Here is a 17,282-nt window from a genome sequence, read left to right on the forward strand (position 1 = left end):
AATGGCTTAAAGGAAATGTAGCGGTATTACCGCGGGAGGTACGAATGTTGAAATAGACTTATTAGAATACATGACTGCCAAGTATATTCAGTTTAATGGCTCTTTCTTTCTTCCCATATTTTGGGATTTCTACTGGTATGGAGGATAGCAAAGACCTCTACGAGATTTGGTTGACAGAGAAGTGAACCATGAAGGGAAATCTCTTAATAAGCATACACCGAATATCCGCATAACGAATAACGTGACTCAACGGGTTACTTTTTAAAGAATTGATTTGTGTTATTACCTGTTTCTGAAAACGAGTACCCAAGCCTTGCAGTTGCTTATTATACCAATCGGTAGCGTCCTGAATATCCGGTAATGCATCAGGTGCAATTTTAATTTTGTATTTAGGCATTAATCAATCAAGGCTTGAGCTTTTTAGAAGCTTTATCCCAATCGAGCATGCTGTCTGGATTTTGCTTTGATTTTTGCACGCGATCCAAAACTAGTTTTTGATGCTCCTGGGGTATATCCATATTCTCGCTCCAGATGGCTTCATTCAGTTTTAATTTTTCGTCAGGAGATAGTTGCTTTACCACATCAATCAATTGTTGAAGACTAAGATTTATATTTAAATGCAGGCTTTTCATAGTAGTACTTATTAGCAACGCTTTTTCTATTCCAGTCAAGTTCAAGACAAATATCGAATGACGCGATTCAAATAATAATTAAAAAGCTTCATTTAAACAAAAATAAGCATCTGAATAGTAAAAAACTCAACTTTTCATGCCCTTCGAAAGCCGTTTTATGATGTATTAAATCTAATGCCGTCTATAACTGGGATATAAACCTCGACTGGCACATGTCTAAGACTTGAACAAGAAATAATTGAGGCTTTGATTTCTAAATAAGGCTCACGCAGCACGCGTGAGCCAGCGTGGGCCTGACCACTTACCGGTGCTTGCGTGAGGGATGGCAGTGAAAAGCCCACAGCGAAGGGTTGGCTTGTGACTGGGGCGAGGACTTGTAACGGACAGCCCGACCGGAGCTGTATTGGCCTTGTGTGATGGCGGCGAAGGGCACGCCCAAAGTAGAATCGTTGTCTTTACGGCTCGTGTTTTAAGCTGTTTTCCACTCGTTTTGCACTCGTGCTGCACTCTTTACGTTCTTAAAATTTTGCTGGGGGTGGGATGGTTTTGACAGTATTTGTCAAACGTGGGGTCTACTTTTCCTGAAAAAACAGTAACCCTATGGCACAAGTCAGAGAAAATGATCTTACAGAAGGTTTGAGCGGAAGGTTTGGCTCAAAATTCATCTTTAAACAATTGCGCGGAAAAACGATTGTTGCGCGAAGGTCGAAGCCTACTACCAAAGAGAGTGCTTTGCAACGAGACAATCGCGAGCGGTTTAGAAAGGCTACGGCGTATGCAAAAGCGATGATGCTTATTGCGGAGAGGAAGGCATATTACTGGGAGATGGCTAGGGAGTTGAAGCTTCCGAACGGGTATACGGCTGCGATTGCTGATTATATGCGCAGACCGGTTATTGAGGAAGCCGAGGTTGCTGTAAGTGATTCTACCTTGGAATTGAATGTTAAGGCTACAAAGAAGGACTTTAGCTTGAGGGTGATGAAAGTAGTTGGGTTAGGCCGTGATGGTGTGGCTGTAGAGGAAGCGGAAACTGTTAAGGACTTTGAATGGTGGCATTATGGGTTTACATCGAGGAAGGAGTTGATTAGTAAGATTAAGGTGGTTGTACAGGATGAGGTGGGCAATGTTGCGACCAGGGAGATGGTGATGTGAGTGTTTAGAGGGGATTCTTTGCTCCGCTATCAATGACGGGTTTATTATGCAATTCGGTGGATCTGAAAAACAAAGCCACTCCTTATGTGAAGAAGTGGCTTGAGTAAAGACGTATTTAATATTATATCAGAACTTATGTCTGACGAAGGCTTCCATGGCTTCGTATTCGGCAAGGCCTAACTGGTTATAGGCTGCTGCTGTTGCATGGTTTCTGTCTTCGGCGCGCATCCAGAACTCACGTTTATCACTTCCGGGGAACATGGCGCTGTCTTTCTGTGACTGGTGTTTGAAGATTGCTCTGCGCTTTCTCATGAGCTCATCAGGGCTAAGCGGTACGGCCATTTCTATCTGGTCGATATCCCACTCCTGCCATGCACCACGGTATAGCCACAGCCAGCAATCTTTCATGTAGTCCTTGTTCTTCAAGCGGTTTACTGCCTCGAAGATTGCAGCCAAACAAACACGGTGTGTACCATGCGGATCTGACAAATCGCCGGCAGCGTAGATCTGGTGTGGTTTAATTCTCTCGATAAGATCCATAACGATCTTAATATCATCTTCTCCCAGTGGCTTTTTCTTTACGGCGCCGGTCTCGTAGAAAGGCATATCGAGGAAGTGCATTTGCTCATCGGGAAGGCCAACGTAACGGCCACCTGCTTTTGCTTCTCCCCTTCTGATCAGCCCTTTTATTGACAACACTTCGGGACTATCTATCTGACCAGGTCCTTTCTGTTTGATTGAGCTTACGATCTTCTGATAGAATTCTTCTCCATCTGCTTTTGACAGACCGAATTGTTCATTGAAATCGCGAACGAAATCTGCAAAGCGAACAGCATCATCATCGAACACAGCAATGTTACCAGAAGTCTGGTAGGCAACATGCACTTCGTGACCCTGATCTACAAGACGGATGAAGGTACCTCCCATGGAGATTACATCGTCGTCAGGGTGTGGTGAGAAGATGATAACCCGCTTAGGGAACGGATTAGCACGTTCGGGTCTGTTTGTATCATCTGCATTTGGTTTACCTCCCGGCCATCCGGTGATGGTATGTTGCAGATCGTTGAATACTTTAATATTTACCTTGTAAGCAGAACCATATTCTGTGATGATGTCACCCATACCATGTTCCATGTAATCGTGGTTGGTGAGCTTAAGCACAGGCTTCTTAACTTTCTGGCAAAGCCAAACTACTGCCTTGCGAATAAGACGATCGTTCCAATCGATAGTATCTAATATCCATGGCGTTTTCTTGCGTACTAATTCTGAAGACGATGCTTCATCAAGTACTACGAGGCAATCGGCATGCTTTTGAAGGAAGGATGAAGGGATATGATCAGTAATTGGTCCTTCAACTGCCTTCTTGATTACAGAAGCTTTACCTTCACCCCAGGCCATCATAAACACTTTGCGTGCTTTCATGATAGAGCCAACACCCATGGTAATGGCTTTTCTCGGAACGTTTTCTTCACCAAAGAAATCGCTGGCAGCATCGATGCGTGTAACCTGATCGAGTGTTACCAAACGTGTAAGTGATTTTTCACTTGAACCAGGTTCGTTGAAACCGATGTGACCTGTTCTACCTATACCGAGGATCTGGATGTCTATCCCTCCCAGTTGGTCAATTTTATTTTCATACTCGCGGCAGAAGTCAGCTACCTTATCCTTTGAAAGGGTACCATCGGGTATGTGAATGTTCTGCTTAGGAATATCGATATGATTAAAGAGGTGCTCGTTCATGAAGCGTACATAGCTCTGCAACGAATCAGGCTGCATGGGATAGTACTCATCAAGGTTAAAAGTATATACATTGCGGAAGCTTAGACCTTCTGACTTGTGCATGTTGACCAGCTCGGCGTATACGCGCGTTGGTGTTGAGCCGGTTGCAAGTCCTAAAACGCAATGCTTGTTAGATGCTTGGCGGCTTTTAATCAAATCGGCTACCTGGCGTGCTACAAACTTTGAAGCTTCTTCGGAAGTCTTAAAAACGTTTACTGGAATTTTTTCAAAGGCAGAAAGGTCGTTATTCATATACTTTGTATGTGTTAGTCATGTAAAGTATCAGAAAAAGTGCGAAATTTTCAAGTGTTTGCGGTAACATAATTATGAAAACATTCCGAACTATTGTTAGTACCCCTGCTTCAAAATGGCAGTTTGGCCTTAAAAACCCTGTTTTTACGGCCGGCTCCTGTTTTGCCGATGCCATCGGCAGCCGGCTATACAGTAATAAGTTTGAGGCTATGGTGAACCCGTTTGGTATTATTTATAACCCCTTGTCTATTCACAGAGCCATTCTCTATGGCTTGTCTAACACATTGCCCGGAGAGGACACCTTTCTGGAAAATGACGGTATTCACCTCAGTTATGATTTTCATTCAGAAGTAGCTGCGTATGATAAGAAGGAGCTTATGTCCACGATTACGTCGATGGTATCGTCGGCTCACGGGTTCTTGAAGAATACTTCGCGACTGCTGATCACATACGGTACAGCGTGGGTGTATGAAAGAACAGATACCCATGAAATTGTAGCAAATTGTCATAAAGTACCGGCCGCATTTTTTAAGAAGCGATTGTTATCCGAACAGGAAATTGTGGCGTCTTTTAAAATGTTATTTGATACATTAAAAGCTGTGATTCCTGATGCAAAACTTATTATAACAGTGAGCCCGGTGAGGCATGTAAAAGATACGCTTCCGCTGAATAGTGTGAGCAAAGCTGTTTTACGAACTGCTTGTTACGCCATTACCACCCAATTTACTGACGTTGAGTATTTTCCTGCGTTTGAAATTATGATGGATGACCTTCGTGACTACAGGTTCTATAAATCGGATATGCTACACCCTACGCAGGAAGCTGAGGACTACATCTGGGATCAATTTATTGAAAGTTATATCGATGAAGATACAAGGAAGTTTATAAAAGAATGGAAATCGATCTCAGCTGCTATGAGCCACCGGCCTTTTCATCCTACATCTGCTTCCCATCAAAAGTTTCTTAACGATACGTTGAAAAGGCTGGAGTTATTGAAGGACAAAGCCGATGTAAGCGAAGAGATCAGAATTATAAAAGAGCAAATAACAACACCGTGACCACCCGTACGTCTCTGGTACGATTTCTTAAGCGTATACAAACATGATTGAAACACATAAAGCAAACCGGCTAATTCATTCAACATCTCCTTACCTGCTTCAGCATGCGTACAATCCCGTGGATTGGTTTGAATGGGGAGAAGAAGCTTTGACGAAGGCAAGGAATGAGAATAAGCCTATACTGGTAAGTATTGGTTATTCATCTTGCCACTGGTGTCATGTAATGGAGCGTGAAGTGTTTGAAAAGGAGAACATCGCCCAGGTGATGAATGAACACCTTGTATGTATTAAAGTAGACCGCGAAGAAAGACCCGATATTGATACTATATACATGGAGGCCGTACAAGCCATGGGGATAAATGGTGGCTGGCCGCTCAATGTTTTTCTTACCCCTGATCAGAAGCCGTTTTATGGCGGGACGTATTTTCCTCCTGATCAGTGGGTACAGGTAATTGGTGGCGTACACAAAGCCTTTACAGAAAGACGTGGTGAAGTAGATGACTCGGCTAATGAATTAGCGAAACTTCTTGCTGATCAGGATACATCACATTATAAGAAAGCATATGAATTTACGGAGCTTGCGACAGACCTCGATAAGATGTTTGCCAAGCTAGCTTCTGCTTTTGATAAAAACTGGGGAGGGCTTGACAAGGCACCTAAGTTCGTGATGCCTTCAGTATGGCTTTGGTTGCTGCGGTATTACCATATTACCAAAAATGAGGAAGCTCTGAATCAGTTAACGATAACATTGCGTCGGATAGCCTGGGGTGGTATCTATGATCAGATTGGTGGAGGCTTTGCGCGGTATTCAGTCGATAGTTATTGGTTTATTCCTCACTTCGAAAAAATGCTTTATGACAATGCGCAGCTGATGAGCTTGTATTCAGAAGCGTATGCATTAACAAAAGAGGAATTGTTCAAAACTGTTGTAGTTGAAACTTTTGAATGGCTACAAGCGGAGATGACCCATCCGCAAGGGGGATTCTATTCTGCGCTTGACGCCGACAGTGAAGGTGAAGAAGGGAAGTTTTACATCTGGAAGAAAGATGAGATCACCGAGATACTCAAAGAAGACGCAGCGTTGTTCTTTGACTTTTACAACGTGAAAGATGAAGGAAACTGGGAGCACGGAAACAATGTATTTATACAAACGCAATCAGAAGAAGCGTTTATAAAAAAACATAATCTCACTGAGGTTACATGGCGTGAGAAGTTACGCGGGTTTAAGGATCAGCTTCTGGCTGTTCGGGATAAGCGAATCCGTCCCGGGTTGGATGATAAGATCATTACTTCATGGAATGCTATGATGGTATGCGGACTTCTTGATGCCTACAAGTACATTGGTGATGAACGTTTTCTTAACGCGGCGCTCAAAAACATGAAGTTTATAGAAAGCGAGTTAACAGAGGGCAGTGTTGTTTATCGCTCATACAAAGGAAAACGCTCTGCCACTACGGCGTTTCTCGATGACTACGCTTACCTGATACAGGCATGCACGAAGCTCTACCAGGCAACGTTTGATGAATACTGGCTGCGAAGGGCTGAACTATTCGCAACATTTACTGTAGACAAATTCCTGGATGAGGACGATGGCTTCTTCTACTACACCAATAAAGATAATGAAGCCCTGATTGCAAGAAGAAAAGAGTTATTTGACAATGTTATACCGGCTTCTAATTCTGTGATGGCGCAGAACCTATATCACCTCGGTTCGCTGCTCGACAAAGAACACTGGCAACAACAAGCCGAAGCTATGACTACGCCTTTATGCCATATCATCATATCAGAACCGAATTATATGTCGAACTGGGGCATAGCTTATATGGAAATGAAAAAGGGATTGGCTGAAGTTGTATTGGTGGGAGAGAATAACATGACCTTGAAAAAAGAAATATTCCAAACTTATCAGCCTTTTGTGCTAACACTGGGAACTAAAACACAAAGTGCGCTCCCTTTGGTAGCAGGAAAGACTGCTGTTGACAATAAATCAACTATTTATGTTTGTTTCAAGAAAACATGTCAACGCCCTGTTTTTAGCAGTAAAGAAGCGCTTGAGCAAATTAACGACCTTACGTAACAAGGCGCTGTAGTATGGATTCACAATAATTTCACTTTTCGGTTGATATATTCTTATTTTTACCGGGTTATATTTTAATATCGGGAGTGGAAATCTTCGATCAGGACCAGTCCAGGAGTACGTTGTTTGCAGAGCTTCTGCTACCTGTACCTATTCCTAAGTATTTTACGTATCGCATACCTCATGCTTTGAACGAACATCTTCAAATTGGACAACGTGCTATTGTCCAGTTTGGCGATCGCAAAATTCTTACCGGGTTGATCGTCAACATCCATGAGCAATCACCGAAAGAGTACGAAGCAAAATATATCCTTGAAATACTGGATACGTATCCGTCCATTACTCCCATACAATTCAAACTTTTTATCTGGATTGCCGAATACTATGCCTGCACTTTGGGGGAGGTAATGAATGCAGCACTGCCTGTGGGCCTGCGACTATCCAGCGAGTCGATGGTGCAGCTCAACCCTTCTTTTAATCTTGAGGAGAGCACACTTTCCTTTTCTGAGAAAGAAATCATTTTGCTTAAACGGCTTGAGCAGGATACACTCTCCTACTCCGACATCGCCAAGCTTCTGGATGTAAGAAGTATTTACAGCATTCTTAAATCACTTTCGTCAAAAGAAGCCATTCTGCTTTTTGAAGAGGTGAAAGAAAAATACAAACCAAAAACAGAAAGAAGAATACGCCTTACCAAAGACTATGTTTCTCATGAAGCGCTGGAAGAAGTATTTAAAACGCTTGAGAGTAAGCCGAAGCAGGAAGATGTTTTATTAAAATACCTGCAACATGTACCTGTTCTTAAGGATAAGGCTACCAATGCTAAAGGAATTTCTAAAAAGCAACTTCTTGATGAAGCTGCCTCGGAGTCGTCACTTAATACCCTCATTAAACATAATATACTCGAGGAATTTGAAGTCATAGTACCACGCTTTGGTTTTGATGAAGACGCAGAGACATTACCTATTCTTTTAAGCGAAGATCAGGAACGAGCACAAGCTGAAATTTTCAAAAGCTTTGATGAACATGCTGTAACCCTGCTACACGGCATTACAGGAAGCGGCAAGACGGAAATCTACATTAACCTCATCCGCAAAGCCCTCGACAGTGGTGGACAGGTTTTGTATTTACTTCCGGAGATTGCGTTGACGACCCAAATTGTTCAACGGCTGAAAAAGATCTTTGGATCTTCCATGGGCATTTATCACTCTAAATTTTCGGATAACGAAAGGGTCGAAGTCTGGAATGGTGTATTAACAGGAAAAGTAAAGTTTATCGTAGGCGTTAGGTCATCTGTGTTCCTTCCCTTCGACAACCTCAGCCTGATTATTGTTGACGAGGAACATGATCCCTCCTATAAACAGCACGAACCTGCTCCCCGTTATAATGCACGTGATACGGCTATAATGATGGCCCAGCTCCATCATGCCAAAGTTCTGCTGGGTTCTGCAACCCCTTCCGTTGAAAGTTATTACCAGGCTTTGCAAAACAGGTATGGGTTGGTAAGTCTAACAAAACGTTTTGGTGAAGCGAAGTTACCGGAGATCATTCTCGCAGACATGCGATCCGAACGAAGGAACAAAACCATCAAAGGAGAATTCTCATCGCTGCTGCTCCGCCATATTCATGAAGCGCTTGATAAAAAAGAGCAGGTGATCATCTTCCAGAACAGAAGAGGTTATTCACCTATGATCAACTGTGAAGACTGTGGCTGGGTACCCAAATGTGTTAACTGTGCAGTAAGCCTCACCTATCACCAATTCAAAAATGCTTTAGTCTGCCACTACTGCGGATACAAGGAATCATTACCCCGTCAATGCCCGACTTGTACATCCTCACGAATAAAGACGGTGGGATATGGTACAGAAAAACTAGAAGAAGAACTGAATCTTTATTTCCCCGAAACGATCATTCAACGGATGGATCTTGAAACCACACGATCTAAAACGGGTTACGAGACTATTATTGACCAATTCGAAAAAGGGGAAACCAATATTCTCGTTGGTACGCAGATGGTAACAAAGGGCCTTGACTTCGATCATGTAAGTCTGGTTGGTGTGTTTAATGCAGACCGTATGATGCACTTCCCCGATTTTCGTTCGCATGAAAGGGCATATCAATTAATCACACAAGTTAGCGGTCGTGCGGGGCGTAGAGAGAAAGCGGGAAAAGTAGTAGTACAGACATCAAGTCCTGACCACCCGATACTATTGTTTATACTGAACAACCGGTATGACGAGTTTTACAAAAAAGAAATACAGGACCGCCACCAGCATGCCTACCCTCCTTTTACGCGGTTGATTGATATCACCATCAAGCACACCGATAAGAAGACCTGCAGGGATGCAGCCCACGAGTTAGCCGAGTTGCTTCAGGCTCAACTGACAGGCGTAAAGCTACTTGGGCCAGGCGAACCGATGATCTCGAAAATAAGAAATCAGTTCCTGATGAGTATTTTACTTAAGATACCTCGCGGGCGAGGAGAACTCACGCAGCTTAAGCACACCATCTTTGAGTGTATAGAACAGGTGTTAAAAGACAAAGCGTTTAAGAGTATTCGGTTTGTAATTGATGTGGATCCGGTGTAAGTCACCTCTTTCTAATCCTTTAGCCATAAATTCAGTCTTAGAAGGCGGCTTTAATGTTATATGATCGCGCGCAATAACAGTTGCATTACCAATATCACTTACTCTAACTCCTCTGCTGCTTTAAAATAGACATCCAGTTTATCTATATAAGGATCGAGGCCTTTAGCCTGGTTCAGCATACGAAGGGCATCTTTCTTGTTTTCTGTCTTTATATAATAAATGCCTTTGTTACGGTAAGCCCATCCATTATAAGGATCAAGGGTAATGCTTTCATTAATGTCGGTAAGTGCTTTATCAAGTTCACCTCTCATTAAATAAACATATCCCCTGTTATTCATAAAGTATGGATCATTCTTTCGTATCGCTAATGCTTTGTTTACCCAACTAAGCGCCAGGTCGTAATTGGCTTGCTCTGCTTCAATCAGGGCTAGCGTATTATACCCGTTTGGCTCGCCGGGATTTTCTTTAAGAACTGCATTAAGTAGCAGTCTGGCAGAGTCGTAATTCTTTTCATAAAAATACAACGTGCCGAGGTTAATGATCAGCTCGGCATTGCCCGGCTGGATTTCCAGCGCCTCCTTAAAAGCCACTTTCGCGTTATTGTAATCCCGAAGCTTTGTATAGGTTAGTCCCCGCAGGAAATGAAGTATAAGCGTATCCGGCTTTCTTTTTGCAACCCAATCCAGATCTTTCAAAACATTGAAAAGTTCGTTGGTTTCGTAAAAAGTATTGGCTCTGTTTATATAGGCTCTGATGTAGTCTGGATGACATTCTAACGCTTTCCCGTAGTAGTCTAATGCGACGGTATAGTTTTTCTGATTATAGTATACAGTACCCAGGTTATTCAAAGCGTCAGCAAAACAGGAGTCAAGCTCGAGGGCTCCCTCATAGTAATCAATAGCCTGTTCATAGTTATGCTTTGCAACCATGTCGTTGCCCTGCGCGAGAAACCGTTCTAATCTTGTTTCCTTACTTTCGGAACAGCCTAATGTTACCAACAACAAAATGAAAACAAAGCCTTGCAGCAGTGAGCTATTCGAGCTGATACGTTTTTCGAAATCTGTCATCTCTCCTCATTTTGAAATACGGGCGAAGCTAAAAAAAGAAGTTGGAAAGAAAGTTAATGAGCGCTTCTATCTGCACTTTCTAACTTCTACAATCTAATTAAATTAGTACAGAGAAACACTTAGAATGTTATTGTCATTATGGCAGTGATTTTTATCTTAAGCTTTCTATTAAGTTAGAATCACGTCGTCAACTATCATTAAACCGGCGCTTATCTTATGAAAAAGGCTTTTATACTATTCATTATTTACTTTACATCAATCAACATAACGTACTCATGGGCAGTGTTCCACGGATCGTACTTAAAGAATTTATTTAAAGCATGTAAGAGAGACTCTACAATTGTCGAAATCAATAATTTCTTAGATAAATGGCACTTAGCGGCAGGCAAGGCCGATGCGAATGTCTTTTTTAATGCTATGGCAGACAACTCTGTTTACATCGGTACAGATGCTTCAGAAAGATGGACAAAAACGGAATTTGTAGGTTTTGCTAAACCTTATTTCGACAAGGGTAAAGCTTGGGATTTTAAACCTTACGAGAGAGATATTCATGTAACAAATGACGGCAATTATGCATAGTTTTCAGAACTTTTAACAACCTGGATGGGAACATGCCGAGGATCTGGAATCTTAAGAAAGGGACCACAAGGTTGGAAAATCGAGCAATACCATCTTTCCGTAACAGTGCCCAATGATATCATGCAGCGTTTCATTCAATTAAATGAAGATTTTAACAAGTCCAAGAGGTGGATTACTTTATATAACAATGTAGGATTTACACCCGCTTCGATTGGAAATCAGTATAGATACTGACCATCTTTGAATTATAAATTCAGTACTTCTTCTATGGGCCGCGTGCAAAAGTTAAGCTATAGGGAGGTAACTAATACAAGGATGAAGGGAGGAAGACTCAGACAAGTCGTTGTGTTTGTACTGTCTATCGTTATAGGCATCTTACTCTCCGTTTCAGTAAACGCCCAACATGTCTACCATAAACAAAAAGCACGGTTTTATAAATCAAAATTCAAAAAACAAATCAACCATTATACCCGCGCCTGCTCTATTCTTGAGCAAAAGCGGACAAATAAATCAAATAATACCGTTCGCTCCTCCTCTACCAATAACCAAGGTAAACATCTTGTTGATGAAACCATTATTCCCAAAGCAAAACCGACAACAGTAGCGAAGGTAAAGGACAGGCCATCCGAAAAGACTCTTAACAAGCTCCATGACCAGGAAGACAAGGTTTTAAAAGAGAATAAGCTTCCTGCTCCTACTTCAAAAGAGCACGAAATTATACGTGAGATGGTAGCACAAAAGCTTAAGGAAAAGAAAGATAATGAGCCAATTGAACTCGCTCCTTTATATTTTAACTTTGATCAGGATGAGTTCTCTGTAGTAGATATGAATCCCTTTCTTATTGCAGTGGAGTATGCATTACAGGGTCGAACCATTCTTATTGAAGGGCATACCGACAGCAATGGAGGAAGTGATTATAATGTGAAACTTTCCATTAAAAGAGTACAGAAGATACGGGATCTCATGCATGACATGGGAGTGCCTGATGAACGTATTTCAGTAGTTGGTTATGGAGAAGAAATAGCACAACATGCCAACAATACCAGCCAGGGGCGGCAATTGAACCGCAGGGTAGATTTCAAAGCATTCTAAGATTCTTATGTATTAGTTTTCCAAGGCCTTCTAACCCCACGGAAGGTCTTTTTTTATTTTAGTAGTACGAGTTTGATTCTTAAACAAACTGCTTAACTCGCCTTCCATTACTATATGATAATTAAGTGTGTATTAACTTCTTTTAACGATCAACAAGAAATACAACGACAAGCTTCAGCACATATAAGCTTCAACATTTTATCATCAGGTAAAGCAACTTCGTTTGAGTAATCATCATTGCCTGATTAGCTTTACCTGATGGATTACAACCCAAAAATATTTCTTGATCATATTGCGCAAACCTCTCCGTTCCCTTTCCTTATTTCTATCGATAAGGCGGAGGGCATTTACCTTTACGCACCTGATGGCAAACGGTATACCGATCTCATTTCAGGTATTGGTGTAAGTTCAATTGGCCACCGGCATCCCAAAGTTGTAGATGCTATCAAGAGGCAACTCGACAAACACCTTCATGTAATGGTGTACGGTGAATATATTCAATCCACCCCAAACCTTTTGGCAAAGCGGTTGGCGGAACTGCTCCCCGAAAATCTTAACTGCTCCTATTTCGTAAACTCTGGTACCGAAGCCAATGAAGGAGCACTCAAGCTTGCAAAACGCTATACCGGACGTACTGAGATTATATCTTTTCGCAAGTCGTATCATGGAAGTACCCATGGTTCGTTAAGTGTTTCCGGTAATGAAGTGAAGAAGGCGGCGTTCCGACCTTTGTTACCCGATGTGCGGTTTATTGAATTTGGTAACACCACTGACATTAATCAGATAACCGAACGAACTGCTTGCGTCATAATGGAAACTATACAAGGGGATGCTGGTGTACGGATTCCTACACGAGAATATATGCAGGCAATCAGAAAAAGATGTTACGATACGGGCACGATTCTTATTCTTGACGAGATACAATGCGGCATGGGCCGAACGGGAAAACTTTTTGCTTTTGAGCATTATGGAATTGTACCTGATGTACTAACAGTTGCAAAAGCATTTGGAGGTGGATTACCGATTGGGGCATTCATAGCAGACAAGAAGATGATGGATACATTTACACATGATCCGATGCTGGGACATATAACCACCTTTGGAGGTAATCCGGTGTGTTGTGCTTCGGCTCTTGCAACCCTTGAAGTAATTGAAGAAGAACAATTGCTTGAGGGTGTTGAAAAGAAAGGCCTTCTCTTCGAACAGTATCTTAAGCATCCTTCAATAAAAGAAGTAAGAAGGATAGGATTAATGTTTGCCATTGACTTTGACTCTGCAGATCGCGTATCTGCAATTGTAAACGAAGCCAAGCAAAGAGGAGTAATTTGCTATTGGTTCCTCTCCCACCCTTACAGTTTCCGGATAGCTCCGCCGCTAACCATTACAGAACAACAAATAAAAGAATCATGTGATGTGATTCTGCAAGCTATACGAAAAACCGAACCATGATTCAAAAATCATTTGATAAGCTGGATTACATTTATAAGCTGGCTGTAGTCACAGCTCTTTTTATTACTCTTATTGTACTTTGCAGGGATATTATCATTCCCCTTGCTTTCGCAGGATTGCTCGCTGTAGTCATGCTTCCGCTCGTAAAGCGAATTGAAAAAAAGACAGGAACAACCTGGGCGGTTATTATTGTACTTGTCGGCGGGATAATCGTTTTCAGTTTTCTAGGATGGCTGCTGGTTAATCAAATTATTGGTCTTGTAAATGACCTCCCTAACCTTGAATCAAAAACAGACCAGTTTTTAGAAACAACACAACAAACCGTACAAGAAAGGTTAGGGATAGATACAAAAGAACAAAACAACATGGTTCAGGATTTCCTGAAAAGTGTAAGTACCTACCTTGGTACCGTTTTGCTTACAACATCAAACACACTATCAACGCTTATTCAAATTCCTATCTATATTTTTCTTTTCCTAATTTATAGAGAGAAATTTAAGCTCTTCTTTTTAAGCATAATACCAAACGATGATGACGAGCTCACCTGGAAGAAAGACATTGAGAATGTAATACAAGGTTATATTTCAGGTTTGATGCTTGTAACATTAATAATAGCGGCACTTAACACTATCGGGCTTTTAATATTGGGAATTGATCACGCAATCTTCTTTGGAATACTATCAGGTGTATTAACCATTATCCCCTATGTAGGAATTTTCATTGGAGCCTTATTTCCGGTGCTTATGGCGCTGATCACAAAAGACAGCGCTTTGTATGCTCTTGGAGTTATTATCGTTTTTACTGTTGTTCAATTTCTTGAAGGTAATTTCATCACCCCGAGAATTACGGGTTCTAAAGTTAGCATCAATGCATTGGCCGCAATCATCGCTTTGCTGATTGGAGGAAAAATACTTGGAATCGCCGGGATGATTCTAGCTGTACCCTCTATCGGCATACTTAAAATAATACTTTCCTATTCAGCACATCTTAAGCCTTTCGTCATATTACTAGGGGACGATAACGGCAAGGAGAATGGAAAAGATGCAACCGATAAATCTCCTCATGTAAAGGACCTGAAGAAAGAGATTAAAGAAAAAGATCCTGGAGCTGATGTATCAAAGGTATAGCTTGATGCTAGATTCTGGATACCAGAAGTTAGATGCCAGAATCTAGAGTCAGTATCTAGAATCCAGCATTTGAGCATCCAGCTAAATCTTCTCTACAATAATGTTGTGATTGGTATAAATGCAAATGTCTGCAGCAATGGATAAACTTTCTCTTACAATTTCTTCTGCTGTAAGATGAGGTGCATGCTTCTTTAATGCCAACGCTGCTGACTGCGCATACATGGATCCTGACCCAATAGCTGCAACCTGATGATCAGGTTCTAAGACATCGCCTGTACCCGAAATCACCAAAAGCTCATCATTATTTACAGTAATGAGCATGGCTTCGAGTTTCCGCAGAAACCTGTCTGTACGCCAATCTTTAGCAAGCTCAATGGCAGCACGTTTCATATTGCCCCCGTAGCTATTAAGCTTTTCTTCAAAACGTTCTATCAGGGTAAAAGCATCAGCAGTTGACCCCGCAAAACCAGCAAGTATCTTTCCGTCATGAAGCTTTCTTATTTTTCTCACATTACTCTTAGCAACGTAGTTTCCCATCGTTGCCTGTCCATCTCCACCGATGGCTACTTGCCCATTATGCAAAACGGCTATAATGGTTGTAGCATGTATTTTTTCCATGATAAGTCCTCTACTGTTTAATAAAAATAAAGCCGGACAAGTCCGGCATTTATACATGTTCTTAGATTAATATTCTAACCGGATCTTCAAGAAGACCTTTTAATGTCTTGAGGAATGCAGATCCTACAGCACCATCGACTGCTCTGTGGTCGCATGATAAAGTTACTTTCATAACATTACCTGGAACAATCTGGCCATTCTTAACGATTGGCGCTTCTTTAATTCCTCCAACAGCAAGAATACAGGCATCAGGCGGATTAATTATCGCTGTGAATTCCTCAATACCAAACATACCTAAATTGGAAATGGTGAAGGTACTTCCCTCCCAATCAGACGGCTGTAGTTTTTTATCGTGAGCCTTTTGTGCTAAATCTTTCACTTCTGTAGCAATGTGTGATAATGATTTATTATCAGCAAAGCGAACTACAGGAACAAGCAATCCATCTTTCACTGCAACTGCAACACCAACATGGATATGATGGTTCTTTCTCATTTTATCACCTAGCCATGAAACGTTAACATCAGGGTGCTGACGTAGCGCTGTAGCAACAGCTTTAATAACCATGTCATTGAAAGAAATCTTAACAGGACTGATTTCATTGATGCTCTTTCTTGCTTCAACCGCCTTATCCATGTTTATTTCCATGGTAAGATAGAAGTGCGGTGCAGAGAATTTGCTTTCGGCAAGACGCTTAGCAATTGTTTTACGCATCTGCGACACAGGAACTTCTTCAAAGCTTTCCTGCCCTACCACTTTAGGTAATGCTACCGGAGCAGCTCCCTTGCTCGGCTTATCAGCAGGCGCTTGTTGTTGAGGCGCCCCTTTAAAGCTTTCTACATCTTTTTTAGTTATACGACCGTAGTCTCCACTTCCCTGAATTTTGCTTAAGTCCAGGCCTTTATCTTTGGCCAGTTTTTTTGCAAGCGGTGACGCTTTAATGCGGCCATTTGTTGAATGTTCTGCGTGTGCTGACTCCTGGTTTTGCGTAGGTTGAGCAACCGCTTCGGCTTTTGGAGCTGACGCAGTAGTTCCTCCACCCGATGCTTTGGCTTCGTGTGCTTTTAAAAGTGTTTGATAGTCTGCTCCTTTCTCACCTATCACCGCGAGTACTCCATTAACAGCTACTGCTTTTCCGGCTTCTGCTCCTATATATAATAGAGTTCCAGTGTTGTAAGACTCATATTCCATGGTAGCCTTATCCGTTTCGACCTCTGCTAGTAGTTCACCTGACTTCACTGAGTCACCAACCTTTTTATGCCATGCAGCAATTACCCCTTCCGTCATCGTATCGCTCATTTTAGGCATGAGCACAACCTCGGCCTTAATACCAGAAGTATCAATTGCAGGAGTAGCTGCCGCTGCAGGTTGAGGAGCAGGAGCTGACTTCGGGGTCTCAGCTTTCCCACCAGATGAAGCTGCAGAACCTGCACCTTCTAGCAATGCCTTATAATCTTCACCCTTATTTCCAACAACGGCGAGAATATCATTAACCTTTACAGCTTGTCCCTCCTGAGCGCCAAGGAAAAGTACAGTACCCGTATTAAATGACTCATAATCCATCGTGGCTTTATCTGTTTCGATCTCAGCCATTAACTCTCCCGCTTTTACCGTATCTCCAACTTTCTTGTGCCATTTTGCGATAACTCCCTCTGTCATGGTATCGCTCATTTTAGGCATTCGTACGATTTCTGCCATTGTTTTTGTAGACGTTTAGATTACTATTCTTTGAAAACCCATTTCTATATCAAAACAGGCCATTTTTTTAAGCTTCCAAAAATAGGGGTTAAAAGACGATTTTCAAGCAATTTTTT

12 protein-coding genes and 1 pseudogene are annotated in these 17,282 nt (G+C 41.9%); 8 read left to right on the forward strand and 5 right to left on the reverse strand.

The features are described 5' to 3' along the window. Positions 1-404 precede the first annotated feature (404 nt). Complete coding sequence (locus KK060_RS16075) at positions 405-632, reverse strand: addiction module protein (protein ID WP_254154793.1); 228 nt, start codon at positions 630-632, stop codon at positions 405-407. 600 nt (positions 633-1,232) lie between these two features. Here KK060_RS16075 and KK060_RS16080 point away from each other — a divergent pair. Then, positions 1,233-1,784, forward strand: a complete 552-nt coding sequence (locus KK060_RS16080; RefSeq protein ID WP_254154794.1) for a hypothetical protein — start codon at positions 1,233-1,235, stop codon at positions 1,782-1,784. A gap of 126 nt (positions 1,785-1,910) precedes the next feature. On the opposite strand, the gene nagB is transcribed toward KK060_RS16080, so the two are convergent. Beyond that, on the reverse strand, positions 1,911-3,815 hold the full coding sequence (nagB, locus tag KK060_RS16085) for a glucosamine-6-phosphate deaminase (RefSeq protein ID WP_254154795.1): 1,905 nt from the start codon (positions 3,813-3,815) through the stop codon (positions 1,911-1,913). 74 nt (positions 3,816-3,889) lie between these two features. On the opposite strand from nagB, the gene KK060_RS16090 reads away from it, so the two are divergent. From KK060_RS16090 to priA, 3 genes are all read left to right on the forward strand, one after another. Further along, entirely contained in the window at positions 3,890-4,873 is a 984-nt protein-coding gene (locus KK060_RS16090) for a GSCFA domain-containing protein (RefSeq protein WP_254154796.1), read from the forward strand. Positions 4,874-4,916: 43 nt separating this feature from the next. After that, complete coding sequence (locus KK060_RS16095) at positions 4,917-6,950, forward strand: thioredoxin domain-containing protein (protein WP_254154797.1); 2,034 nt, start codon at positions 4,917-4,919, stop codon at positions 6,948-6,950. Positions 6,951-7,036: 86 nt separating this feature from the next. Continuing rightward, on the forward strand, positions 7,037-9,538 hold the full coding sequence (priA, locus tag KK060_RS16100; protein ID WP_254154798.1) for a replication restart helicase PriA: 2,502 nt from the start codon (positions 7,037-7,039) through the stop codon (positions 9,536-9,538). A 98-nt stretch (positions 9,539-9,636) separates the two neighbouring features. On the opposite strand, the gene KK060_RS16105 is transcribed toward priA, so the two are convergent. Next, positions 9,637-10,605, reverse strand: a complete 969-nt coding sequence (locus tag KK060_RS16105) for a tetratricopeptide repeat protein (protein ID WP_254154799.1) — start codon at positions 10,603-10,605, stop codon at positions 9,637-9,639. A gap of 216 nt (positions 10,606-10,821) precedes the next feature. Between KK060_RS16105 and KK060_RS16110 the strand changes: the two are divergent. The 4 genes and pseudogenes from KK060_RS16110 to KK060_RS16125 all read left to right on the forward strand — a co-directional run bounded on the left by KK060_RS16110 (position 10,822) and on the right by KK060_RS16125 (position 14,852). Continuing rightward, positions 10,822-11,418: pseudogene (locus KK060_RS16110) on the forward strand (nuclear transport factor 2 family protein). Between the two features lie 33 nt (positions 11,419-11,451). Then, positions 11,452-12,276 (forward strand): OmpA family protein, encoded by an 825-nt coding sequence (locus KK060_RS16115; protein ID WP_254154800.1) that lies wholly within the window; start codon positions 11,452-11,454, stop codon positions 12,274-12,276. A 258-nt stretch (positions 12,277-12,534) separates the two neighbouring features. Continuing rightward, entirely contained in the window at positions 12,535-13,725 is a 1,191-nt protein-coding gene (locus KK060_RS16120) for an aspartate aminotransferase family protein (RefSeq protein WP_254154801.1), read from the forward strand. After that, positions 13,722-14,852 (forward strand): AI-2E family transporter, encoded by a 1,131-nt coding sequence (locus tag KK060_RS16125; protein WP_254154802.1) that lies wholly within the window; start codon positions 13,722-13,724, stop codon positions 14,850-14,852. Before KK060_RS16120 ends, KK060_RS16125 begins: the two co-directional genes overlap by 4 nt. Positions 14,853-14,933: 81 nt before the next feature. On the opposite strand, the gene hslV is transcribed toward KK060_RS16125, so the two are convergent. Further along, positions 14,934-15,470 carry an ATP-dependent protease subunit HslV gene (gene hslV / locus KK060_RS16130; protein ID WP_254154803.1) on the reverse strand — a complete coding sequence of 179 codons (537 nt, stop codon included), beginning with the start codon at positions 15,468-15,470 and terminating at the stop codon, positions 14,934-14,936. Between the two features lie 61 nt (positions 15,471-15,531). Then, positions 15,532-17,166 carry a pyruvate dehydrogenase complex dihydrolipoamide acetyltransferase gene (locus tag KK060_RS16135; RefSeq protein ID WP_254154804.1) on the reverse strand — a complete coding sequence of 545 codons (1,635 nt, stop codon included), beginning with the start codon at positions 17,164-17,166 and terminating at the stop codon, positions 15,532-15,534. Positions 17,167-17,282: the final 116 nt, after the last annotated feature.

The sequence above is a fragment of the Chryseosolibacter indicum genome (genome assembly GCF_018598585.1).
Lineage (GTDB): Bacteria > Bacteroidota > Bacteroidia > Cytophagales > Cyclobacteriaceae > Chryseosolibacter > Chryseosolibacter indicus.